This is a genomic window from Embleya sp. NBC_00888, assembly GCF_045207655.1.
Taxonomy (GTDB): Bacteria; Actinomycetota; Actinomycetes; order Streptomycetales; family Streptomycetaceae; genus Embleya.
On record NZ_CP108785.1, the window covers coordinates 2,384,604 to 2,405,267 of the forward strand.

The window sequence follows — 20,664 nt, forward strand, 5'->3', positions numbered from 1 at the left end:
GCGCTCCGTGTTGGCCGGCGTCAGGCTCGGGCGGGCCGGCCGGCGAGTTCGAGAACCATGGCCTTGTAGAACGGCGCGCCCTCCCACGGGTGCGACACGCCGACGGTGCGGTAGCCCCACGACGCGTACGCGGACTGCGCCGGGGCCGCCTCCGGTTCCGGGCGGACGGTGAGTGTCACACGTTCGACGTGCAGGCCCTTGAGTAGCGCGGCGTGGAGAGCAGCGGCGATACCGCGGCGGCGCCACTTTTCACGGACCGCGAGTTCGAGGATCACCCACGTGCGGTTGCCGTCCTCGCGCTTGAAGTCGTCCGCGAGGACCTGGTCCACGTTGGCCCACCATCCGGTGTCGCGGGGGAGGAGATAGCCGTACGTGAACCCGATGACGTCTTCGCCGTCGCGGGCGATGATCAGACGCATCCCCGGCCGCTGCGTGTGGAACAGGTAGTGGTCGATGAACTGGGCTACGTCCGAGGGGCCTTCGCTGTAGGGCGGTTCGGCGTAGACCTCCTCATAGGCCGACAGGAAGGCGTCGAGCTGTCCTGCGGCCTCCTGGCCCTCGTATCGCTCGTACGTCACCTCGGTCATCACGCTGCCCCCTTCGTTTTCACGTATTCGGCCAATTCGTCGGTGGCCTCCTGGGCGGAGACGGCGTCGACGGCGCGCAGCGCGCCGACCACCTCGGTGAGACGTCGCATGACGCGTCCCGATTCCACCTCTTCCAGGTCGGTCAAGCTTGCTACGGCCTGGGCAGCGCCTTCGTCGACATCCCCGGCGCCGATCAGGCCCCGGGCCAGAGTGAGGCGGTACAGGGCCCGGTTGCGTCCGTAGTTGGCCTCCTGATGGGCAAGCGCAGCTCGCAAAAACGCGGTTGCCGCTTGGTGGTGGCCGAGTTCGGTGTAGAGGAGCCCCTGCGCGTAGTCCAGCTCGGCATGCCCGTGGAACGCGGCCCACTCGGGCGAGGGGCGCCCGCGCCCGTTGCGGTCGACGAGCCGCAGGGCGTCGCTCATGCGACGTCGAGCGGATGTGTCGTCGGCCAGCAGCGACAAAGCGCGCGCTTCCCGGGCGGCGATGAGGGATTGCAGGATCGGTGACCCGAGGCGGGTCGCACGGTCCTGGGCGGCGCGGGCCAAGTCGAGGCCGTCGCGGGGCCGTCCCTCGTGGCACGCCTGGAGGCTCATGGAGGAGAAGACCAGGATTTCCAGGTTCGTGTCTCGGAGCATCGTGGCCGTCGTCAGGGCCTCGCCCCAATAGCGTCGCGCGTCGTCCTGCTTGTCCGCGTCGTAGTACAGCCAGCCGCAGTGCCCGGCGACTTCCCCCGAGAGGAGGCGGAGTTGACGGCCGATCGTGTCCGGATACTTGCTGGTGTTGATAATGCGGCGGACGCGGCTCAGGTGGCGCACGGCCAGGGAGCGGACGTCGCTGCCGCCGTACGTCGCGTCAAGCTGGAAGAGGACGTGAAGGCCGTCCCGGAGTTCGAGCAGATGTGTGGTGCCGATGGCGCCGGTGCCTCCGGCCGGGCTCAGGGGAACCACGTGGGCGGGCAAACTCAATGCGGAGGCTGCGCCGATGGAGTCGGCCAGGAAAGCCCGTCGGTCCACGCCGGTGCCCTTCTGCGCGAGGAGTGGTGCACTCCCCACGGTGACACCTGGCGGTGGTCCAGGAAACCCAATCTCGCTTGGGCAGACGGCGAACATGGCGTGGAGGGTCCGCCAGGCGCGCGCCCGGGGTGCAGGTGGGTCGGGTTGACGCCACCTGCGGTACTGGCGGTCCGTCAGGGTGACCGCTTCGCCGAGCAGGTGTGCCGCAGTGTGGAAGGTCCGCAGAAAGTCCGCCGGCTTGTCCCAGCCACGCGCACTACAGGCGTACTCGAAGGGCGTCTGCTCCGGCACCACGTCACCTCCGTGATCTGAATCACTACGAACGGTAGCGACTCTCCAGGCGCGGCAAGGTCCGATGTCCGCGAAAGTCCGGCCGAAAGTCCGCCGGAATGTCCGGTAGCGCCGGTTCTACGGGCGTTGGCTGGTTTGAGAGCTCGACAAGCACGTACTGGCCATCGACCCGCTCGGAAGTTGCAGAGCAATGCCGAGCACACACGCGGAGGATGCACCCTCGTGAGTGATCGACTCACCGCGGTTCGTGTCGTGGAGACCAACGACCCGGAACAGCCCGTACAACTCCAGCTCCAGGTGAATTGGGACGAGCCCGACGGCCGAGACTTCGACGTCACCCTGACTCAGCTCTGGGAGTTGCACGCGCACATCGGCGCCCGGCTCGCCCGTTACCCCACGCCCTCGCTTGCGACTGGTGATGCGCGATGACGAGTCGTTCGCCGGGTGTTCGCCTTCCCAACGCTGGACGTCCCGCACGTCTGGTGGTGTTCGGGACATGGCTGTCGTCGGCCGCGCCGTCGAAGGCGCAGGCACATGTGCAGTGGTACGAGTCGGGCGCGGCGTGGCTGCGCCCGGGGATGGTGTTCTCGGCCGTCGTCGTCCCGGCCCGACTGGTGCACGTCGCGCTCCGAGTGCGGAAACCGGAAGAGTGCGTCGAGCCGTTGGCGCGGCTCCTGGCCGGTCCGGTGTTCTACAGCCCCCCGGGGGCCGAGCACGAGTCGTCGTACACGGCGCTGCTGCCGGTGGCGGAGGGACGGACGTGGCGCGAACCGCAGACGCGGCTGTGCTCGGGTCAGGCGCTGCTGTGGGTGCCGGCGCCCGGCCGGTACCTGCCGGCGACCGATGGGGGCCCGTGGTGGGTTGTCGCCGGTGACGGCGACTCGTTGTGCGCGGCGGTCGACTTGGCCGCGCTCGTTCTGCGCTCTCGCACGGAACCGTTGCGGTGGTCGGGGTGATGAGGCCCCGATGGTTGCTGTCGAGACGGGCCACGGTCCGCCGGATCGTGGGACCCGCCCGGGAGGGCGCTGCGGTGAGGAGTACCGCCCCGATGACGAGCCGCCCGAGCGCCACCGGCAGCCAGGTCTACACGAAGAGTCTGCCGTCCCGGCGGGAATCCGCCTGGGAGGCCCGCCGGTTGGTGACCTCGGCCCTGGCCGCGTGGGGACTCGCCGACGACGACGGCCAGGCGCTCGTCGTCATCAGCGAGTTGGTGTCGAACGCCCACCTCCACGCCGCTACCCCGACGATCCGCGTCGGCGTACGGCGGATGGGGCCGCGACTGGTGCGGGTCTTCGTGGTGGACCGGTCGGACATCATGCCGCTGGTCCGGCCCCCGGATGCCGGTTCCGTCGGCGGACGGGGCCTGACGCTGGTGGACGCGCTGTCCGAGGGCCGGTGGGGGGTGGAGCCGTTGCCTGTCGGCAAGCGGGTGTGGGCCCAAGTGACGGTGACCGCGGCGGACGGTCCCACGTGAGGGGCGAGCCATGGATCGCCGATGGGTGGACGGCCTGTGTTGGCGGTGCGAGCAGGTCGACGTGCCGGTGTTGTGGCTCGGCCCCGTGCACACCGACTACGAGGGCGCCGGGCCGTTCTACGTCTGCGAGCCGTGTATCCGCCGCCTCGAAGCCCTGGTCCGCGCCTACCAGGACCGGCGGGCCAGTGAATGACGAAGCAATCCGCCGCCCTTGTCGTGAAGGAATCCACGATGTCCATTGATTCTTCTGCTCCTTCGGACGCGTCGCCGGAGGGGGGTGAGCCGTGGGAATGGCTGCTGGAAGCGGCCCCGTTGGCGCCGCAGGCGCGTGCCGAGTGGGCGCACGCTCGGGCCGGTTGGTTCACGCCGGGGACGGTGTTCTCCGCCGTGTCGCTCCCGGCCGGGGCGGTTCACGCCGCGATCGGCAACTGGCGGACGTTGAACCAGTTCGCCGAACACCTCACGTCGGTGGTCGACGGGCCGATGTTCTACCGGCCGAGGACGCGCGGCAGCGACGACGACACGTACACGGGTCTTGTGCCCTACTCCGTGGGTCGTCGCTGGGTCGTGCCGTTGACGACCCTGGAGCCCGCTGACCGGCCCCTGCTGATTCCCGCGCCCGATCGGTACACGCCGGAGCGCACCGGCCCGTGGTGGGTGGTCTCGGTGGAGGAATCGAAACGCTTCTGTTCGACACGGGCATTGACCCGACTCGTCAACGCCGGTCGCGGAAGGTGGCTGGACGAGTGACCCGGGAGACACGGGAGCAGACCCTTCAGCGCCTGGACAACGCGATCAGGGACGCGTCCGCCGGCCGGTTCGACGTCCGTCCACCCACTGCGGTGTACGGCTGACCCAGACCTGTCCCCTGCCGCCGCCCGCTCCCGGTCCCACCAGACGGGCGGCACCCGGTCCCGCAGCCCCACTCGCGCGGCTGCGGGACCGGTCCCCCATCGCCCCACGCCCGGCCGGAGAAGCCGCGCCCACCGCGAGGCCGGGCGTGGGGCACCGACGACAGAACGTGCAGGAGGTTGGTTCGAGTGCACAACAGGAACAGAGTCGATCCCGAGAGACTGCGCCGTCTGGACGAGGCCATCGCGGAGGCGGGCGCCGGGTGGTACCTGCCGCGCGAGCCCCACGACTCATACCTGACCGAGGTGTTCGAGCACCCCGACCGGGGCGGGGTGTACGACGCCTTGGACTGCCCGACTGGATCGCACGTCACCCTGCTCCGCGAGTTCCCGATCGACGGCACCGGGCCGGTCTGGTTCAAGGTGCTGCCCGCGGGGACTCGCGTGGACGACATCGGGGCGCGCTGGCTGGTCGGCACCGCGGCTCAGGTGCACGACTGGTACACGGACTACCGACAGTTCCTGATCGACACCGGTTGGCGAGTCGCCGAGTCGACGAGCATCAACGTCGAAGTCACCGAACCGGCTCGGCTCGTCTCCTGAATGGCCCATCGAACTCCCGCCCCCGGCCGTGCTGTCTTGCGCCCGGCCGGGGAGCGGGCCCATTCCATCTCATCGTGGAGGTCCGCGTGACCGCACGTCCGATCAGCACCGAAGATCAAGCCTCGTCCTGCTACTTCCGAACGACGGTCGATCACCCCTACCGCAAGGCGCTCGTTCAGATCTGCGAGCCGTGCAACATGCTGTGCCGCCACTGCTTCGTCAGCGCCACGAAGCGCGGCACGTTCATGTCCGTCGTCCAGATTCGGGAGCGGCTGATCCCGGCCCTCCTGGCCGCCCGGGTCACGCGCGTCACGGTGACCGGCGGGGAGCCGTTCGTCCACGAGGACCTGATCGAGATCGTCACGGAGTTCCGCGAGGCCGGGCTCTCCGTCGGCGTCTGCACCAACGGCACGGGCGTGAGCGACGCGGACGTGACCGCGCTGGCCGCGCTGGACGCCCACATGAACGTGAGCCTGGACGGGTTCGCGGAGGAGTCGCACTCCGTGTTCCGCGGCCTCCCCGGGTGCTTCGAGGAAACGGTCGGGACGATCCGGCGGTTCGCTGCGGCCGGCATCCTCCAGGGTTTGCTGTGCACGCCGAACAACCTCGCGGAGGACGAGGAGTACCGGAAGCTGGTCGAGTTCGCCCGGGACCAGGGCGCGAAGTACGTGCTGATGAACCCGCTGGGGTCGATGGGGCGCGGCGCGTCCAAGTCGGCGCAGGAGAAACTGCGCACGCTCGACGAACAGATGCGGGAGATCCGGCGGATGACCGCGCCGTTCGAGGCCGATGGCCTGGAGATGGTGAACATCCGGTTCCCCAATGCGGACAAGCCGTTGGCGCCGTGCGAGGCCGGGAACATCATCTACGTCTTCACCGATGGTGGTGTGGCGATCTGCCCGTACCTGGTGTTCGCCGCCCGGACGAAGGTTTCCCGGCACCCGGACACGGACTTCCTTGTCGGGAACGTGTGGGAGCACGACGATGTCGCGGCGCGGCTGGACGCGTACGGCAAGTTCAGCGACCGCTGGGATCTGGGCGGCAACTCAACGTGCGGGGCATGCTCGATGTCGGCCTCGTGCGGGAAGGCATGCCCCGCGGCCGTCGTGGCCGCCGGGGAACGGATCGGCGCGCTCGACACCGAGCAGTGCCCGATCGTCCCGAGGCAGGCACGAATGTTGCCCGTGGTCGGTGCGTGATGGCCGGGGAGTTCTTCACGATCGACGGGCCGGGCGGCGTGGGGAAGTCGACGGTGACGGCTGCCGTGGCGTTGGAGCTGCGGACGATCGGTGTCGCGGTGTGCCAGACCCGGGAGCCGAGCGACACCCCGCTGGGGCTGCTCGCGCGGAACGGCACCGACACATACCGGGGTATGGCGATGGCGTGCCTGATCGCGGCGGACCGGTACGCGCACCTGGACGAGGAGATCCGGCCGGCGCTCGCGCGCGGCGAGACGGTCGTCTGTGACCGGTACATCGCCTCGTCGCTGGTGCTCCAGGTCCTGGACGGCGTGAACGTCGATGTGGTGTGGGAGCTGAACCGGCACGCCGACATGCCCGACGTCGCCGTGATCCTCAACGCCCGCACCGACGTGATCGAGACGCGGCTGACCAGCCGTGGCGCGCACAGCCGGTACGAGCGCGACCCCGGCAGCACCGCGCGGGAATGCGCTGCGTTCCGCGAGGCCGCTACGTTCCTCATGGCCGCCGGCGTCCGCGTCCTCCAACTCGACGCGAGCAACGAAGGCCCGGCCGCCGTCGCCAGTGCCGTGGTCGCGGCCGTCAGGGGCCCGTGGATGAAAGGCAATTCATGACCAGCCCGAGCGCGCTCGACGTGCTGACGTTCAACCTGAACAACCCGAGCCGGCAGCGGGCCGAGCGCCAGCTCGCCTATCTCGCGGCGCGGCCCGAGCAGGTGCATGTGCTCACGGAGACCGCCGACAGCGCCGGGTGCGCGTTCCTGGAGGAGCGCTTCACCGCGGCCGGGTACTCGGTGACCTTCCCCCGCCCCGAGCAGCGCGGCGAGCGCGGCGTGATGCTCGTCAGCCGTCTCGCCACCCGCCCGGCGCCGTTCGCCGTCGGGTACCTGCCGCATCGCGCGGTCGCGGTCACGGTCGACACCGACCGGGGGCCGCTCGATGTGATCGGCCTGTACGTGCCGTCGCGGGACGCGTCGCCGGAGAAGCGGGAACGCAAGGAGCGGTGGCTGAGGGAGTGCGCGACGGTGCTTCCCGACGGCCGGACCGGCGCCCGGGTCGTGCTCGGAGACCTCAACGTCCTGGAGCCTGATCACTCGCCGCGCTACCGGTTCTTCGCCCCGTTCGAGTACGACTTCTACGAGGCGTTCGGCCGAGCCGGGTACGCGGACGCGTTCCGGACGCTGCACGCGGACGCACTTGAGTATTCGTGGGTCGGGAAGACCGGTGACGGATACCGCTACGACCACGCGCACGTCTCGGCCGACCTGGGCGGCGCGCTCCTCGACTGCTCGTACGTCCACGAGTCCCGCACCGGACCGGACAGGCTGACCGACCACTCGGCGCTGACCATGCGGCTCGCCGTCACCGCTTCGGTGCCGCTGCCGGTGACCGACCCGACGCGGACCGGGGAACCCGTGTCCGCCCTGTTCTGACACCCGTACGAACGTGGGAGATGTGGATGGACGAGAACACCTGGGAACAGATCAACCGGCTCCGCCGCTGGTTGGACGAGAACGCCGGCGAGCAGACCGAGCGGGAACGCACGCTCCTGCGCGTGCTCAAGGTCGGCGAGGAATACGGCGAGGTCGCGGAGGCCCTGCACGGGGCTCTCGCCGCCAACCCGAGAAAGGGCGCGTCGCACTCGTGGGATGACGTGCGGAAGGAGTTGGTGGACGTCGCGGTGACGACGCTGGTAGCACTCGCGACACTCACCCCCGACGCGCGGAACGTCTTCGACGAGCGGCTCGACGGTCTCGTGGATCGCGTGCTGTCGCCGTCCGCCGGGCCCTCGTAGAGCCTGGGCGGGAGAGGGAACGGGTGGCCGGGTAATGGGGCAGGGTCGGCCCTGCTGGGTCTCGCTCATTTGAGCGTGACGGATGTTCGGGCTCGCCCGTTAACCGTGGACAGGCGCATTTCGGCCATCGCCGATCTGCGTCGGGCCGCTGCTCCTCGCGGGGACGTGGTGGCCGGCGGGTGGCCGTGCTCCGCAAAGCTGGTGGGCCCGCTGAGCAGGGGTTCGGTGCCACTTCGGCGCCGGGCCCTGCTGCGTTTTCGGGGGTGCGCCCGGCCGTGCACCCACGGGTGCACGGATGCGTGCCGATCCGGGTACCGTCGGGCCGAAACGGGCTGAAACGGGCCGAGACGTGCCGACCCGGTTCGCGTTCGCTGAGGTCGCAGCGTTTCCGCAGGTCAGACGGCACGTCGGTGTTGGGTGCTCGTCCTGCTGCATCGCTGCTCCTCGGATGGATTTCGATACGTCGCCGGCCCGACGCGCACCACACGCGCTCGCTGCCGACGGCCTCGCCAACACCCTCGCGAACAATCCCCACCCCCGCGAGACCACACACCCGTCCGGCTGAACGGAACCACCTGTCCGGCGACGCGAACCACCCGATAATCGGGGCATGGATCGCATCAGCCATCTCCGTCGTGAGGTCCGCGCGTTCGAGGCCGCCGCGCGACGATGCCTCGAGGGCGGGGACGCGCCCGTCGTGCCGTCCTGTCCGGAATGGACCATGTCCGATCTGGTCGTCCACCTCGGGGGTGTACATCGCTTCGTGACGCGGGTCGTCGACGCGCGACTGGGCGAACCGCCGGATGTCTCCGACGTCGGCATCTTCGCGCTGCCCGAGGACCGTGCCGGCTGGCCGGACCCGGCGGGGCCCACGCCCACGTGGGGGCCGCTCGCTCCCGGTCTGGTCGACTGGTTCGCCGCCGGGGCGGGCGAGTTGGCCCGGGCGTTCGCGCGGACCGCGGCCGAGGAGCGGGTCTGGACCTGGTCCGACGAGCAGACCGTCGGCTTCTGGCTGCGCGTGCAGACCATCGAGGCCGCCGTGCACCGCTGGGACGCCGAGAACACGGTCGGGGCCGCCGCGCCGATGGACGCCGAGCTGGCGGCGGACGCCGTGGGCCAGCACTTCGAGGTGATGATCCCGGCCCGGCGAGCCCGAGTGGCGGCCGCGGCCGGGTCCGGGGAGCGCCTGCGGCTCCGGCGGATCGACGGTCCGGGCGTCTGGGCGGCGCGCTTCGCCGGCGATCGGGTCCTGCTCGGCGACACCGACCGACCCTGCGATGTCGAACTGGCCGGTACCGCATCCGACTTGATGCTCTTCGTGTGGGGACGCCTCGCGGCGGACCGGCTGGAGGTCACCGGCGACCGCGACGTGCTCGACCGCTACTCGACCCTCGTCCCCTCCGTGTAGGTCCGCGTCCACCCCGTCTCCGCCGGGAGTGCTCGGGCGTACCCGCGCGTCGCCCGACGGCGCGGCGCGGCGCGGGCCGGCCCGGGGCCGGTGGTCACTCGTCCGGCGGCGGGGCGTCCGTCGAGGCGTCCAAGACCCTGGGGAAGGGGCGCGGGTAGTGCACGCCGAGGTGGAATCGGTCGGCGAGGACGTCGGCGAACGCCGCCGCGATCCGGTACTCGCCGGCCGGGTTCGGATGCAGGCCGTCGCCGGTGTGGTCGGCCGCGACGAATTCGGCGTCGGTGCGGGCCACCACGACCGGGGACTCGTCGGTGTTCAGGTCGGCCGCGATGGCGTCGATGCGGGCGTTGAAGCTCGCCGCGCGGGCGGCGAACTCCGGATCCGGGCCCGCCTGGTGGGTGGGCAGGACGTGGCCGAGCACGATCCGCAGGCTCGGGCCGGCTCGGCGGGCCTCGGTGATGAAGTCGCGCAGCTTGGCCTCGAAGGCGGCCGGCTCGATCGGGGGTCGGCGCAGGTCGTCGACACTCATCAGGACCAGGAGGTAGTCGGGTCGGTACTCGGCCACCTCGGCCCCGATGTCGCCGAGCGGATCCTTGGAACCGACCAGGTCCAGGCGCACGTCGTGGGCGCGCAGGTGGCGCCACAGCCGGTAGCGCCAGGTCCGGTCGCCGCTGCCGACGTGACCGATCGAATCGCCGGCGATCATCACCGGGACCTCGTGCCTCGCACCCGTCATCGTGCCTCCCGGGTCGATTCACCGGCCTCGTCCGGGCACCGGTCCTCCCCCAAACGGTAGGTTCGACTGCCCCGGGCCGCCCGCCCGACTACCGCGAACGGGTGGTGACCGCCCGGGCACGTCCCGTCATCCGACCGCCGCGCGCAGCACGTCCGGGAGCGGCCGGCTGTGCACGATGTCCAACCGGGACACCGCCCTGGTCAGCACCACGTACAGGCGGCCCGCGCCCCGTGCCTCGGCGGCCACGATCGCGGCCGGTTCGACCGCCACCACGTGGTCGTACTCCAGGCCCTTGGCCAGCGTCGCGGGCAGTACGGTCACCCGTACCGCGCCGGTGGGATCCGGTGTGTCGGCCGTGCCGGTGGCGATGCCCGCCTCGGCCAGCGCCGCGCGCAGCGGCTCGGTGCCCGCGCCGTCCGCGATCACCCCGATCGAGCCCTCGTGGGCGAGTGCGGCGCGCACCGCGCCGACCGTCGCGGCGACCGGGTCGGCCACCTCGTGCACGGTCAACGCGCCGTCCTCGCGCAACGATCGGGCCGCGGGTACGTCCACGTCCAGGCTCGCGAGCAGGCGGTTCGCCAGCGCGACGATCACCGCGGGCACCCGGAAGCCGACGGTCAGCGGGGCCACCTCGGCGTCGGGTCGACCCAGGTGGGCCAGCAGTTCGGGCCAGGTACGGGCCGACCACGGCGTGGTGCCCTGGGCCAGGTCGCCGAGCACGGTGACCGAGCCGAAGCCGATCCGGCGGGCCAACGCGCGGCACTGCATCGGGGACAGGTCCTGGGCCTCGTCGATCACCACGTGGCCGTAGCCGGCCGGCCGTTCGATCAGCCCGGCGACCTCGTCGAGCAGCACCAGGTCGGCGGCCGACCAGCGGGCGCCGCGCCACGAGCGCGGCGGCTTTGCCCAGCCGATCGCGCGCTGCTCGTCGGCGGTGAGGATGCCGTCCGCCGCGGCGGCCAGCGCGTCCGGGTCGGCGAGGATCCCGGCCAGGACCTGTTCCGGGCCGGCCTGCGGCCAGCACCGGTCGACGAAGCCGCCGACCGCCTTGGATCGGCCCATCCGGCGCAGCCAATCACCGGTCGGTGGGCCGGAGTTGCGCTCGGCCTGGCGTTGCAGCACGGCCACCGCGCGGGCCCGGACCCGCTCCCGGCCGACCTGGTAGGGGGTGTCCTCGACACGTACCCGCTCGACGATCTCGGCCAGCTCCTCCAAGGCGATTCGCCGCCGATAGGAGCCGTCCGGTACGGCGACCGGTTCGCCGGGCGCGGCGATCCGCGCGTAGAGCGCACGGCGCAGCACGCCGGCCATCCGGGCGTCGTGCTTGACCACCTCGGCGGCCGGTTCGTCCCGGGCCCGGATCGGGTGTCGGCCGACCTCGTCGTCGATGGTGGCCTGGCGGATGCCGGTCTCGCCGAGGGCGGGCAGCACCTCGGCGATGTAGTGCAGGAAGGCCCGGTTGGGGCCGACGATCAGCAGGCCGCCGCGTTGCAGGCGTTGCGGGTGGGTGTAGAGGAGGTAGGCCGCGCGGTGCAGGCCGACGGCGGTCTTGCCGGTGCCGGGGGCGCCCTGGACGCAGATGGAGGCGGTCAGGTCGCGGCGGACCAGGTCGTCCTGCTCGGGCTGGATGGTGGCGACGATGTCGCGCATGGGGCCGACCCGGGGCCGGCCGAGTTCGCCGGTCAGGATCGTGCCGGGTGCGCCGGGAGTGCCGGGTGCGCTCGCGCCGGGTGCGGGCCGGGCGTCGAGGTGTTCGTCCTCCAGGCTGGTCAGGTCCTCGGCGGCGCCCGCGCTCCACGGCGCCCAGCCGAACCGGCGGCGGACCGCGACGCCCTGCGGGTCGCGGGCGCTCGCCCGGTAGAAGGCCCGGGAGATCGGCGCGCGCCAGTCGACCACCAGCGGCGGGGCGGCCAGGTCGGTGGTGATCCGGCGCCGGCCGATGTGGTACCGGCGACCGCGGTGCTCGCCCGCCGCCGCCGTCCCGGCGAAGTCGAGTCGGCCGAAGAACAGCGGGGTCTGCGCGAGTTCGCCCATCTCCTTGGCACGGCTGCGCAGTGTGTAGCCCAGCGCCTCGGCGTCCGCGCCGGACGCGGAGACGTCGGCACCGGTGACGACGTGTTCGGCGGCGCCCGCGACCATCGCGGCCATCGCCTCGCGGCAGACCTCGTGGTAGTCGCGTTCCCGACCGAGTTCGGCATCGAGTGCGGCATCGAGTGACGTCATGCCGACCAGGATAATGCAACTCGGTTAAATATGTTACCGAGTAACGTTCCGGTAGCGGGTCAGTCCCACCTCCAGTTGGTCGAAGGCCCGTTCCGCGGTCGCGCCGGCCACCGCGCGCAGGTCCGCCGCGCGCTCGCCCGCCGCGATCCGCCGCCAGTTCTCCCGGGCCAGGATCCGTTGCACCGCGATGATCTGGCCGGCCGCCAGGCGCGCCTCGACCTCGTCCGGGCCGCCCAGCGCGGCGGCCAGCGCGTCCTCGGCGCCCTCGGTGTACGCGAAGACGCGGGCGAGCAGCGCGGGGGTCCCGTACAGCAACCGGTGGAAGGCCAACACCTGCGGGTCGTCGCTGAGCCCGGTCACCGGATCGTGCCGATCCAGCCCGGCCAGGAAGTGCCGGCGCAGCGCCGTCAGCGCGGAGACGTCCTCGGGTCGCCCGGCCACCACCCGGCCGGCCTCGTCCTGGTGGTCGGCGAACCGATGCAGCACCAGGTCCTCCTTGGTCGGGAAGTACCGGAACAGCGTCGGCTTGGAGACCTCCGCGGCCTCGGCGATCTCGGCCACCGACACCGCGTCGAAGCCCCTGGCCAGGAACAATCCGATCGCGACGTCGGAGATGTTCGCCGCCATCCGCAACCGCTTCCGCTCCCGCAGCCCCATCTCACCGCTCATGCGCGGCACCTTACGGGAGACGGCCGCGCCGGCCGCCGGGTGATGCGCCGGGCGACGGGCATCCGTCCGGCGTCCGGGGGCCATCGCCGACCGGGCCTGCGGCGACCTATGCCGCGTCCACGACCCCGATCTCGCGCGCGTGCAGTCCGGCGAACACCACGTCCGCCACCGACCGCGAGCCGCATCCGTCGATGTCGACCACGATCGCGTGCCGGGGATCGGCCTCGAGCGCGAGCGCGACATGCGCCTCCGCGACCCGTTCGAGCGCGCCCCGGCGGGTGAGCCAGCCCCGGTCGTCGGCGGACAACACCTGCTGCGCGGACAACCGGTCGCGCAGCGTGCGGGCCGACCCGGTGAGGTGGACGGTGACGGTCGGCTGCTCCAACACGGCCCGGTACTCGGCGACCTGGGCGCTGAGCCGGGTCCCGTCGGCGCGGTAGATCGCCGCACCGTCGGCGGCGACGCCGGCCGCCCAGGTGTGCACGACCACCGGCCCGGCCGGTCGCTGCCGCTTGACGAGCGCGTCGGCCCGGAGCAGCCCGGCCAGGCCCAGGCCGTAGCCGGCCCGGGCATCCAGGCGGATCGATTCGGCGCGCCCGGCGATCGGCGTACAACCGAGCGCGGTGCCGAGGGTGTCCGCGAGCGCGGCGCCGCCGGCGCCCGGCGGTGCCTCGATCGCGATGAACGTGTGGTGGTCGGTGCGCCCGGCGGGAGCGGGCCCTGCGAGCGTGGTCGGGGTCATCACGGTGTCCTGGTTCGCTGGGATGGCCGTCGGTCGCGGACGGACCCGCCCGAGCGTGCGAGCACGTCGCCGGCCGTCGCCCCTCCACGTTGCCCGATCCCGGGATGCCCCCGCAGGATCGACCGGGCGAACATCAGGCAACCACGAGGGTACCCGTCGGGGCGGCCGAACATCGAACTCGCGCTGTGTGAAGGCACGTTCACGCGGGCACACGGCGCATTCCCGGACCTTTCCCGGCACGGCGCCGAGCCTGCGGCGGGGCGACCGGCCGCGCCGCGGGCGGTTCCCGCCACGCGGGCCCTCCGCCCATGCGGACAAACCCGACGGCCTCTCGGTTAGGCTCCCCGAATGGCACAGCTTCCGACGGTCGCCGAGATCACCGCACTGCACAAGGCCTACGCACCGAGCCGGGCGATCTTCGAGAAGGTGCACACGCACTGCCACATCGTCTGGCGGATCGCCGAACCCCTGACGGCCGGCCCCGGCGGCGCGGACGTGGACCGCGATCTGGTCCGGGCCGGGTGTCTGCTGCACGACATCGGGGTCTACCGCCTCTACGACGAGAACGGCCGGCTGGACGGCGCCAACTACGTGCGCCACGGGCTGCTCGGTACGGAGATCCTGCGCAAGGAGGGCCTGGACGAGTCGCTGCACCGCTTCTGCTCGTGCCACACGGGCGTCGGACTGACCCGGCACGACGTGGTGAGCCAACAGCTGCCGATCCCGGTCGACGACTACGTCGCCGAGTCCGCCGAGGAGCGGCTGGTGATGTACGCGGACAAGTTCCACAGCAAGTCGAACCCGCCGCGCTTCCTGCGCCCCGACACGTTCGCGGCCAGGATCCGGCGCTTCGGGGATGACAAGGTGGTCACGTTCGAGGCGCTGAAGGCGGAGTTCGGTACGCCCGAACTCGACGCGCTCGCGGCCGAGTTCGGCCACCGGGTGAGCTGAGTGCGGCGGGTCGGGGCCTGACGGGTCGAGGCTTGGCGGCCGGAACACGGTCCGGATCGGATGGGTGGTGTACCGGTGCCGGGGCATCCGGGGCGCCGACCATCGCGGGTCCGTATCCGGCATGATCGATCGCCGGAAGATCCGTTCGCGACCATCACTCCTGACAATCACTCGCGAGAACCGCCCGAGAACAGCCGAGAGCACCGATCCGGAGGCAGCGTCATCGTGACCCCACCGCCACCGCCCGCCCGTACCGCCGAGCAGCGCAAGCAGGACACCCTCGACCGGCTCGAGAACGACGTCGACGCGTGGGTGGCCACCGCCGACGCGGAGACCGGGACGCCGTACCTGGTACCGCTGTCCTTCCTGTGGGAGGGCGAGACTCTGCTGATGGCGACCGCGTCGGCGAGCCCGACCGCTCGCAACCTGCTGGCCGGCGGCACCCTGCGGCTCGGTATCGGACCCACTCGGGACGTGGTGCTGATCGAGGCCACCGCCGAGGCGTTCCCGGCGGCGGACATCGCCGACGACCTCGGCGACACGTTCGCCGCCAGGACCGGGTTCGATCCGCGCGTACTCACCACGTCCTACCACTACTTCCGGGTCCGTCCGCGTCTGGTCCAGGCCTGGCGCGAGGCCAACGAGATCAAGGGCCGCGACCTCCTGCGCGACGGCACCTGGCTCGCTCCGTAGCGGGCGCCGCCGCGAACACTCACCGGCCGGAGTGCTCCCGCCGGTGGGATTCCGGCACTTCGCGATCCGCGCGGCCGGCGCGTGTCCCTGGTGCCGCGCCCTAGAACCCCAACGCCTCGCGCGTGCGCTCGACTTCGTCGGGGTCTGCCGTGGTGGGGACCAGGAAGAGTTCGTCGAAACCGGCCTCGCGGACGGTGTCGACGGCCTTGCGGAGCGCCTCGGGCGTGTACGCGGTGACGTTTTCGGCGACGGCCTCGCCGATCTGCTCACCGAAGACCCGCAGGTAGTCGAACGCGTAGGCGCGCAGCCGGGATTCGGCGTCGGTACCCAGTGCGTACCACAGGCTCGTGGACAGGTGTGGCGAGTCGGTGCGACCCGCGTCGCGCCACGCGCCCCGGACCCGCTCCGCGACGTCGCGCAACGTGTCGGGATCCGGTGCCGCCACGGCGGACCCGTCGTCGACGCCCGCGGCCCAACGCGCCGCCCGGGCGGTGGCCATCGGGCCCATGGCCCCGGCGACCAACGGCGGCCCGCCCACCTGGATCGGGGGCGGTCCGACCGGTTCCAGGTCGGGGGCGGGCGGCTCGCCGGCCCAGATCGATCGCATCGTCGCGACCTGGTCGTCCATGCGCTGCCAGCGCCGCTCGAACGGGGCGCCGACCGCGCGGTAGTCCTGTTCACGACCGCCGACCCCGATCCCGACGGTCAGTCGTCCCGCGCTCAGTCGGTCCACCGAGGCCAGGTCCTTGGCCATCCGGACCGCGTTGTGCGACGGCAGGATCACGATCGTGGTCCACAGCCGGACCCGCTCGGTCAGCGCGGCGGCCGCGGCGAGTTGCACGGTGAGCGAGTGGCTGGTGTAGGTGATGCGCTCCGGTACCGCGAGGCTCGACCACGGACCCTCGTCGATGCCGCGACACCAGCGCAGTACCTCGTCGCGTCCGTGGGGCAGCATGGTCGGCAGGGTCATCGCTATGTCCATGCCGCCGGATGGTGCCGCATCGGGTCGACGGGAACAATGGCCGGCGCGCGCCGGCCGCGGGGTGGACCGGCCCGCCGCCGGTCTCTCGTGGGTGCCGGCGGCGGGGGTCGCTTCGGGGGACTCGGCTGCCGGGGGACGGCGGCAGCCGAGTCGCATCGGGTGGGTCGGATCCGGGGCGTGTCTTCGATCAGCTACCGAAGTAGGTGTCGAAGTTGCGGGAGAACTCGAGGTTGTTGAACCGGTCCCAGTTGATCGACCAGCTCATCAGCCCGCGCAGGTTCGGCCGTACGCCGCCGCGTGGCGTGTAGCTTCCGCAGTTGCTGCCCTTGGTCAGGCAGTCGAGTGCCTTGTTCACCTCGGTGGTGGACACCCAGCCGTTGCCCGCCTGGACCGAGGCCGGCATGCCGATCGCGACCTGTTCGGGGCGCAGTGCCGGGAACACGTTGTTGGTGTTGCCCGCGACCGGGAAGCCGGCGAGCAGCATGTCCGTCATCGCGATGTGGAAGTCGGCACCGCCCATGCTGTGGTACTGGTTGTCCAGGCCCATGATCGAGCCGGAGTTGTAGTCCTGGACGTGCAGCAGGGTCAGGTCGTCGCGCAGGGCGTAGATGACCGGCAGGTAGGAACCGCAGCGCGGGTCCTGGCCGCCCCACTGTCCCGACCCGTAGTACTGGTAACCCATCTGCACGAAGAACGTCTCGGGCGCCATGGTGAGCACGAACCGGCTGCCGTACTTGGCCTTGAGCGTCTTGACCGCCGAGATCAGGTTGACGATCACCGGTGTGGTCGGGTTCTTGAAGTCGGTGTCGCCGGTGTTCAGCGACAGCGAGTGGCCCTCGAAGTCGATGTCCAGGCCGTCGAGTCCGTATTCGTCGATGATCCTGCCGACCGATTCGACGAACTTGTCCCGCGCGGCGGTGGTGGACAGTTGCACCTGGCCGTTCTGCCCGCCGATCGAGATCAGCACCTTCTTGCCGGCCGCCTGCTTGGCCCTGATGGCGGCCTTGAAGTCGGCGTCGCTCTCCACGCTCGGGCACTCGGCGACCGGGCAGCGCACGAACCGGATGTCGCCGGAGGTGACCGAGGTCGGCTCGCCGAAGGACAGGTTGATCACGTCCCAACTCGCGGGTACGTCGGCCATCTTCGTGTAGCCCGCGCCGTTGGCGAAGCTCGCGTGCAGGTAGCCGACCAGCGCGTGCGGGGGCAGTTGGCCGCCTCCGCCGTCGGTGCCGGTGGTCGCGGTGACGGCCGCCGACTTGGCCGACTCGCCCGCCGAGTTGGTCGCGCTGACCTGGAAGTTGTAGGCGGTGGCCGGGGTCAGTCCGGTCACCGTGGCACTGGGGCCGGTCGCCGTCTGGGCCAACGTGCCGTTGCGGTAGACGTTGTAGCCGGTCGCAGCGGGCACCGCGGTCCACGACAGCGGCACGGTCGTGGCGGTCGGCGTACCGGCCGCCAGGCCGGTGGGGGTGGCCGGGACCACGACGACGCCGGAGGTGGTCGCGCTCACGGCCGCCGACTTGGCCGACTCGCCGGCCGAATTGGTGGCGCTGACCTGGAAGCTGTACGTCGTCGCCTGGGTCAGGCCGGTGACGGTCGCGCTCGTTCCGGTGACCGTCTGGGCCAACACTCCGTCGCGGTAGACCTTGTATCCGGTCGCACCCGGCACCGCGGTCCACGACAGCGGCACGCTGGAGGCGGTCGGCGTGCCCGCCGCGAGCCCGCTGGGCACCGCCGGGATCTGGGTGCCGCCGCCGGGGCCGGTCAGCGACAGGTCGTCGGCGTAGTAGGCGCCGGTGCCGTACCAGCCGTGCGTGTACAGGGTCACCGACGTGGTGTCGGGGCCGGTGCGGAACGTGGTGGTGAGCCGGGTCCAGTCCGGCGCGGAGCCGGTCCAGGTGGACGGGTCGGTGGTGCCGGTGCCGCTCGCGCCGATGTATACGTAGCTGCCGCGTACCCAGCCGGAGATCACGTAGTCGGAGGACGGCTGCACGGTGACGGTCTGGGCGCAGCGCGCGTTGTCGCTGCCGGCCGGGGTCGCCTTCAGGGCGGAAGTGCCGCCGTGCACGGGGGTGCTGACGGTGGCTCCGCTGCCGGCGCTACAGGTCCAGTCGGACATGCCGGACTCGAAGCCGCCGTTGCGGACGAGTTCGGCGGCGTCGACCGCGTCGGCGGTGCCGCCGGCGGCGGTGAGCATGGCGGCGGTCAACAGGGCGGTGCTTGCCGCGGCGACGAGGGGGCGCAACCGTTTGGGGGGACGAACGCTGGTGGATCCGGACATGGGATTCCTCGCGTGGTCGGGACGGGACTGAGCGTGGCGGGACTGAGCGTGGCGGGACTGAGCGTGGCCGAGCCGGGCCGGCCGAGCAGGGGCCGGCCCGGGCCGAGCGGGATGGGGCCGCGCCCGGGCCGGTCGCGTGGTCCGGCCCGGGCGCGACGCGCTACGGGAGCGTGTCGAGGTGCGGGCCGACCGTGTTGGAGAACTGGTTGCCGTTCAGGGCGTCCCAGTTGGTCGACCAGGTCATCGCACCGCGCAGACCCGGGTAGGTCTTGCTCGGCTTGAACGTGCCGCAGCCGGTGCCCTTGGTCAGGCAGTCGAGCGCGTTGTTGACCACGCTCGGCGGCACGTACCCGGATCCGGCGCCGCGCGGCGACGCGGGCAGACCGAGGCCGACCTGCGAGGGGGCCAGGCCGCCTTCGAGTTGGATGCAGGCGAGGCCGGTCATGAAGTCGACCGTGCCCTGGCTGTACACCTTGCCGTCACAGCCGAGCATCGCGCCGCTGTTGTAGTACTGGGTGTTGACGACGGTCAGGATGTCCTTGATCGCCAGCGCGGTCTTGAAGTACTCGGTGCCGGTGGACTGCATGTCCAGCGTCTGCGGCGCCATGGTGATCACCAGGCCCGCGCCGACCTTGCCGGACAGCGAGCGCAGCGCCTGGGACATGTAGGTGGAGTTGATGCCGTTCTCCAGGTCGATGTCCACACCGTCGAACCCGTAGTTCTGGACCAGTGTGTACAACGTGTTGGCGAAGTTGGTCGCCGACGCGGAGCTGTTGACCGACACGGTGCCCTTCTCGCCGCCGACCGAGATGATCACCTTCTTGCCGGCCGCCTTCTTGGCCGCGATGTCGGCCTTGAACGCCGCCTCGGAGTAGTTCAGCGCCGGGTCCAGGGTGAACGAGACGCCGCCCGGGGTGCCGGTGGCGTCCGCGAAGGAGACGGCGATGATGTCGTACTCGGCGGGCACCTGGGCGATGGTCTGCACGGTGGCGCCGTTGTTGAAGTTCTGCCAGTAGCCGGTGAGTACGTGCTTGGGCAGTTGGCCGCCGCCCCCGCCGCCGGTGGTGGTCGCGGTCACCGCGGCCGACTTGGCCGACTCGCCCGCCGCGTTGGTCGCGCTGACCTGGAAGCTGTAGGAGGTGGACGCGGTCAGACCGCCGGCGGTGGCACTGGTCCCGGTCACGGACTGCACCTTGGTGCCGTCCTGGTAGAGGTTGTAACCGGTGGCGCCGGGGACGGAGTTCCACGACAGCGGCACGCTGGAGGCGGTCGGCGCGCCGGCCGCGAGGCCGGTGGGGGTGGCCGGGATCTGGGTGCCGCCGCCGGTGGTGGTCGCGGTGACCGTCGCCGACTTGGCCGACTCGCCCGCCGAGTTGGTCGCGCTGACCTGGAAGCCGTACGCGGTCGAGGGGGTCAGCCCGGTGATGTTCGCGGTGGTCCCGGTGACCGACTGCACCTTGGTGCCGTTCTGGTACACGTTGTAACCGGTCGCGCCGGGAACGGAGTTCCACGACAGCGGCACGCTCGACGAGGTCGGCGCGCCGGCGGCCAGGCCGGTGGGCACCGCCGGGATCTGGGTGCTGCCGCCGGGGCCGGAGAGCACGATGTCGTCGGCGAAGTAGGCCGGTTGGCCGTACCAGCCGTGCGTGTAGACGGTGACCGAGGTGGTCGAGGCGCCGGTGCGGAACGTGGTGGTGAGTTGCTGATACGTTCCGGCACTCGGCGTCCAGGTGGACGGGTCGGTGGTGCCGGTGCCCGTCGCGCCCAGGTACACGTAGCTGCCCTGGACCCAGGCGCTCAGCGTGTAGGCCGAGTTGGGCAGCACCGTGACCGTCTGTGCGCAACGGGCGTTGTCGGAGCCCGCCGGAGTGGCCTTGAGCGCGCCGGTGCCGGCATGCGTCGGAGTGCTCACCGAGGCCCCGGAACCGGCCGAACAGGTCCAACCGGCGAGGCCGTTCTCGAAGCCTGGGTTGCTCACCAGGTTGTCCGCGGCCTGCGCGCTGCCGGCGACCGCGACGGTCGGTCCGGCGCCGGCCAGGGTGAGCGCCGCGAGTGCGGCGAGGGTGGGGTGTCCGCGGCGAGGGGACTTCGCTCGCGGAACGTGCGAAACGCGTGCCACTACTGCCTCCGTGCGTGGAGAAGCGATGTAGGTGGAAGTCGTGCGACCGCG

22 protein-coding genes are annotated in these 20,664 nt (G+C 71.4%); 13 read left to right on the top strand and 9 right to left on the bottom strand.

Going from position 1 to position 20,664, the window contains the following annotated elements:
- Nucleotides 1-20: 20 nt before the first annotated feature.
- Entirely contained in the window at nucleotides 21-587 is a 567-nt protein-coding gene (locus tag OG948_RS44745; RefSeq protein ID WP_331770743.1) for a GNAT family N-acetyltransferase, read from the bottom strand.
- Nucleotides 587-1,894: a hypothetical protein gene (locus OG948_RS44750; protein WP_406300615.1), complete on the bottom strand. Its 1,308-nt coding sequence runs from the start codon at nucleotides 1,892-1,894 to the stop codon at nucleotides 587-589. The genes OG948_RS44745 and OG948_RS44750 overlap by 1 nt, the downstream gene beginning before the upstream one ends.
- Before the next feature lie 219 nt (nucleotides 1,895-2,113).
- Between OG948_RS44750 and OG948_RS44755 the strand changes: the two genes are divergently transcribed.
- The 11 genes from OG948_RS44755 (at nucleotide 2,114) to OG948_RS44805 (ending at nucleotide 9,220) form a co-directional block, all read left to right on the top strand.
- Nucleotides 2,114-2,320: a hypothetical protein gene (locus OG948_RS44755; RefSeq protein ID WP_331770745.1), complete on the top strand. Its 207-nt coding sequence runs from the start codon at nucleotides 2,114-2,116 to the stop codon at nucleotides 2,318-2,320.
- A 56-nt stretch (nucleotides 2,321-2,376) separates the two neighbouring features.
- On the top strand, nucleotides 2,377-2,847 hold the full coding sequence (locus OG948_RS44760) for a hypothetical protein (protein ID WP_406300616.1): 471 nt from the start codon (nucleotides 2,377-2,379) through the stop codon (nucleotides 2,845-2,847).
- Nucleotides 2,848-2,939: 92 nt separating this feature from the next.
- Nucleotides 2,940-3,365, top strand: a complete 426-nt coding sequence (locus OG948_RS44765) for an ATP-binding protein (RefSeq protein WP_331770747.1) — start codon at nucleotides 2,940-2,942, stop codon at nucleotides 3,363-3,365.
- A 10-nt stretch (nucleotides 3,366-3,375) separates the two neighbouring features.
- The gene (locus OG948_RS44770; RefSeq protein WP_331770748.1) at nucleotides 3,376-3,558 is read left to right on the top strand and encodes a hypothetical protein; all 183 of its coding nucleotides are present in this window, start codon (nucleotides 3,376-3,378) and stop codon (nucleotides 3,556-3,558) included.
- 38 nt (nucleotides 3,559-3,596) lie between these two features.
- Complete coding sequence (locus tag OG948_RS44775; RefSeq protein WP_331770749.1) at nucleotides 3,597-4,115, top strand: hypothetical protein; 519 nt, start codon at nucleotides 3,597-3,599, stop codon at nucleotides 4,113-4,115.
- A 290-nt stretch (nucleotides 4,116-4,405) separates the two neighbouring features.
- Nucleotides 4,406-4,819, top strand: coding sequence for a hypothetical protein (locus OG948_RS44780; protein WP_331770750.1), 414 nt, complete (start codon nucleotides 4,406-4,408; stop codon nucleotides 4,817-4,819).
- A gap of 86 nt (nucleotides 4,820-4,905) precedes the next feature.
- Complete coding sequence (locus OG948_RS44785) at nucleotides 4,906-6,018, top strand: radical SAM protein (RefSeq protein WP_331770751.1); 1,113 nt, start codon at nucleotides 4,906-4,908, stop codon at nucleotides 6,016-6,018.
- A complete protein-coding gene (tmk, locus tag OG948_RS44790; RefSeq protein WP_331773511.1) occupies nucleotides 6,018-6,632 on the top strand; it encodes a dTMP kinase in 615 nt (204 codons plus the stop codon). The genes OG948_RS44785 and tmk overlap by 1 nt, the downstream gene beginning before the upstream one ends.
- Nucleotides 6,629-7,450 carry an endonuclease/exonuclease/phosphatase family protein gene (locus OG948_RS44795; protein ID WP_331770752.1) on the top strand — a complete coding sequence of 274 codons (822 nt, stop codon included), beginning with the start codon at nucleotides 6,629-6,631 and terminating at the stop codon, nucleotides 7,448-7,450. The genes tmk and OG948_RS44795 overlap by 4 nt, the downstream gene beginning before the upstream one ends.
- 26 nt (nucleotides 7,451-7,476) lie before the next feature.
- Nucleotides 7,477-7,812, top strand: a complete 336-nt coding sequence (locus OG948_RS44800) for a MazG-like family protein (RefSeq protein WP_331770753.1) — start codon at nucleotides 7,477-7,479, stop codon at nucleotides 7,810-7,812.
- A gap of 610 nt (nucleotides 7,813-8,422) precedes the next feature.
- Entirely contained in the window at nucleotides 8,423-9,220 is a 798-nt protein-coding gene (locus OG948_RS44805) for a maleylpyruvate isomerase family mycothiol-dependent enzyme (protein WP_331770754.1), read from the top strand.
- A gap of 94 nt (nucleotides 9,221-9,314) precedes the next feature.
- Here the strand turns inward: OG948_RS44805 and OG948_RS44810 are convergent, their stop codons facing one another.
- From OG948_RS44810 to OG948_RS44825, 4 genes are all read right to left on the bottom strand, one after another.
- A complete protein-coding gene (locus tag OG948_RS44810; protein ID WP_331770755.1) occupies nucleotides 9,315-9,956 on the bottom strand; it encodes a GDSL-type esterase/lipase family protein in 642 nt (213 codons plus the stop codon).
- Between the two features lie 126 nt (nucleotides 9,957-10,082).
- Nucleotides 10,083-12,179, bottom strand: coding sequence for an AAA family ATPase (locus OG948_RS44815; protein ID WP_331770756.1), 2,097 nt, complete (start codon nucleotides 12,177-12,179; stop codon nucleotides 10,083-10,085).
- A gap of 33 nt (nucleotides 12,180-12,212) precedes the next feature.
- Nucleotides 12,213-12,848, bottom strand: a complete 636-nt coding sequence (locus OG948_RS44820; protein ID WP_331770757.1) for a TetR family transcriptional regulator — start codon at nucleotides 12,846-12,848, stop codon at nucleotides 12,213-12,215.
- A 106-nt stretch (nucleotides 12,849-12,954) separates the two neighbouring features.
- Nucleotides 12,955-13,590 carry a hypothetical protein gene (locus OG948_RS44825; RefSeq protein WP_331770758.1) on the bottom strand — a complete coding sequence of 212 codons (636 nt, stop codon included), beginning with the start codon at nucleotides 13,588-13,590 and terminating at the stop codon, nucleotides 12,955-12,957.
- A gap of 348 nt (nucleotides 13,591-13,938) precedes the next feature.
- Between OG948_RS44825 and OG948_RS44830 the strand changes: the two genes are divergently transcribed.
- Together OG948_RS44830 and OG948_RS44835 are read left to right on the top strand one after the other, a co-directional pair.
- Nucleotides 13,939-14,541, top strand: a complete 603-nt coding sequence (locus OG948_RS44830; protein ID WP_331770759.1) for an HD domain-containing protein — start codon at nucleotides 13,939-13,941, stop codon at nucleotides 14,539-14,541.
- A gap of 225 nt (nucleotides 14,542-14,766) precedes the next feature.
- Nucleotides 14,767-15,234 (top strand): pyridoxamine 5'-phosphate oxidase family protein, encoded by a 468-nt coding sequence (locus OG948_RS44835; protein ID WP_331770760.1) that lies wholly within the window; start codon nucleotides 14,767-14,769, stop codon nucleotides 15,232-15,234.
- Nucleotides 15,235-15,334: 100 nt separating this feature from the next.
- On the opposite strand, the gene OG948_RS44840 is transcribed toward OG948_RS44835, so the two are convergent.
- The 3 genes from OG948_RS44840 to OG948_RS44850 all read right to left on the bottom strand — a co-directional run bounded on the left by OG948_RS44840 (nucleotide 15,335) and on the right by OG948_RS44850 (nucleotide 20,613).
- A complete protein-coding gene (locus OG948_RS44840) occupies nucleotides 15,335-16,216 on the bottom strand; it encodes an LLM class flavin-dependent oxidoreductase (RefSeq protein ID WP_406300617.1) in 882 nt (293 codons plus the stop codon).
- 187 nt (nucleotides 16,217-16,403) lie between these two features.
- On the bottom strand, nucleotides 16,404-18,494 hold the full coding sequence (locus tag OG948_RS44845; protein WP_331770762.1) for a glycoside hydrolase family 18 protein: 2,091 nt from the start codon (nucleotides 18,492-18,494) through the stop codon (nucleotides 16,404-16,406).
- 160 nt (nucleotides 18,495-18,654) lie between these two features.
- Nucleotides 18,655-20,613, bottom strand: a complete 1,959-nt coding sequence (locus OG948_RS44850; protein ID WP_331770763.1) for a glycoside hydrolase family 18 protein — start codon at nucleotides 20,611-20,613, stop codon at nucleotides 18,655-18,657.
- Nucleotides 20,614-20,664: the final 51 nt, after the last annotated feature.

Bases quoted from the DNA above. Each gene is read 5' to 3' on its own strand.
- OG948_RS44815 (WP_331770756.1), bottom strand. From the start codon at position 12,179: ATGACGTCACTCGATGCCGCACTCGATGCCGAACTCGGTCGGGAACGC.
- OG948_RS44765 (WP_331770747.1), top strand. From the start codon at position 2,940: ATGACGAGCCGCCCGAGCGCCACCGGCAGCCAGGTCTACACGAAGAGT.
- OG948_RS44800 (WP_331770753.1), top strand. From the start codon at position 7,477: ATGGACGAGAACACCTGGGAACAGATCAACCGGCTCCGCCGCTGGTTG.
- OG948_RS44770 (WP_331770748.1), top strand. From the start codon at position 3,376: ATGGATCGCCGATGGGTGGACGGCCTGTGTTGGCGGTGCGAGCAGGTC.
- OG948_RS44840 (WP_406300617.1), bottom strand. From the start codon at position 16,216: ATGGACATAGCGATGACCCTGCCGACCATGCTGCCCCACGGACGCGAC.
- OG948_RS44795 (WP_331770752.1), top strand. From the start codon at position 6,629: ATGACCAGCCCGAGCGCGCTCGACGTGCTGACGTTCAACCTGAACAAC.
- OG948_RS44775 (WP_331770749.1), top strand. From the start codon at position 3,597: ATGTCCATTGATTCTTCTGCTCCTTCGGACGCGTCGCCGGAGGGGGGT.
- tmk (WP_331773511.1), top strand. From the start codon at position 6,018: ATGGCCGGGGAGTTCTTCACGATCGACGGGCCGGGCGGCGTGGGGAAG.
- OG948_RS44825 (WP_331770758.1), bottom strand. From the start codon at position 13,590: ATGACCCCGACCACGCTCGCAGGGCCCGCTCCCGCCGGGCGCACCGAC.
- OG948_RS44820 (WP_331770757.1), bottom strand. From the start codon at position 12,848: ATGAGCGGTGAGATGGGGCTGCGGGAGCGGAAGCGGTTGCGGATGGCG.
- OG948_RS44845 (WP_331770762.1), bottom strand. From the start codon at position 18,494: ATGTCCGGATCCACCAGCGTTCGTCCCCCCAAACGGTTGCGCCCCCTC.
- OG948_RS44805 (WP_331770754.1), top strand. From the start codon at position 8,423: ATGGATCGCATCAGCCATCTCCGTCGTGAGGTCCGCGCGTTCGAGGCC.
- OG948_RS44830 (WP_331770759.1), top strand. From the start codon at position 13,939: ATGGCACAGCTTCCGACGGTCGCCGAGATCACCGCACTGCACAAGGCC.
- OG948_RS44745 (WP_331770743.1), bottom strand. From the start codon at position 587: ATGACCGAGGTGACGTACGAGCGATACGAGGGCCAGGAGGCCGCAGGA.
- OG948_RS44810 (WP_331770755.1), bottom strand. From the start codon at position 9,956: ATGACGGGTGCGAGGCACGAGGTCCCGGTGATGATCGCCGGCGATTCG.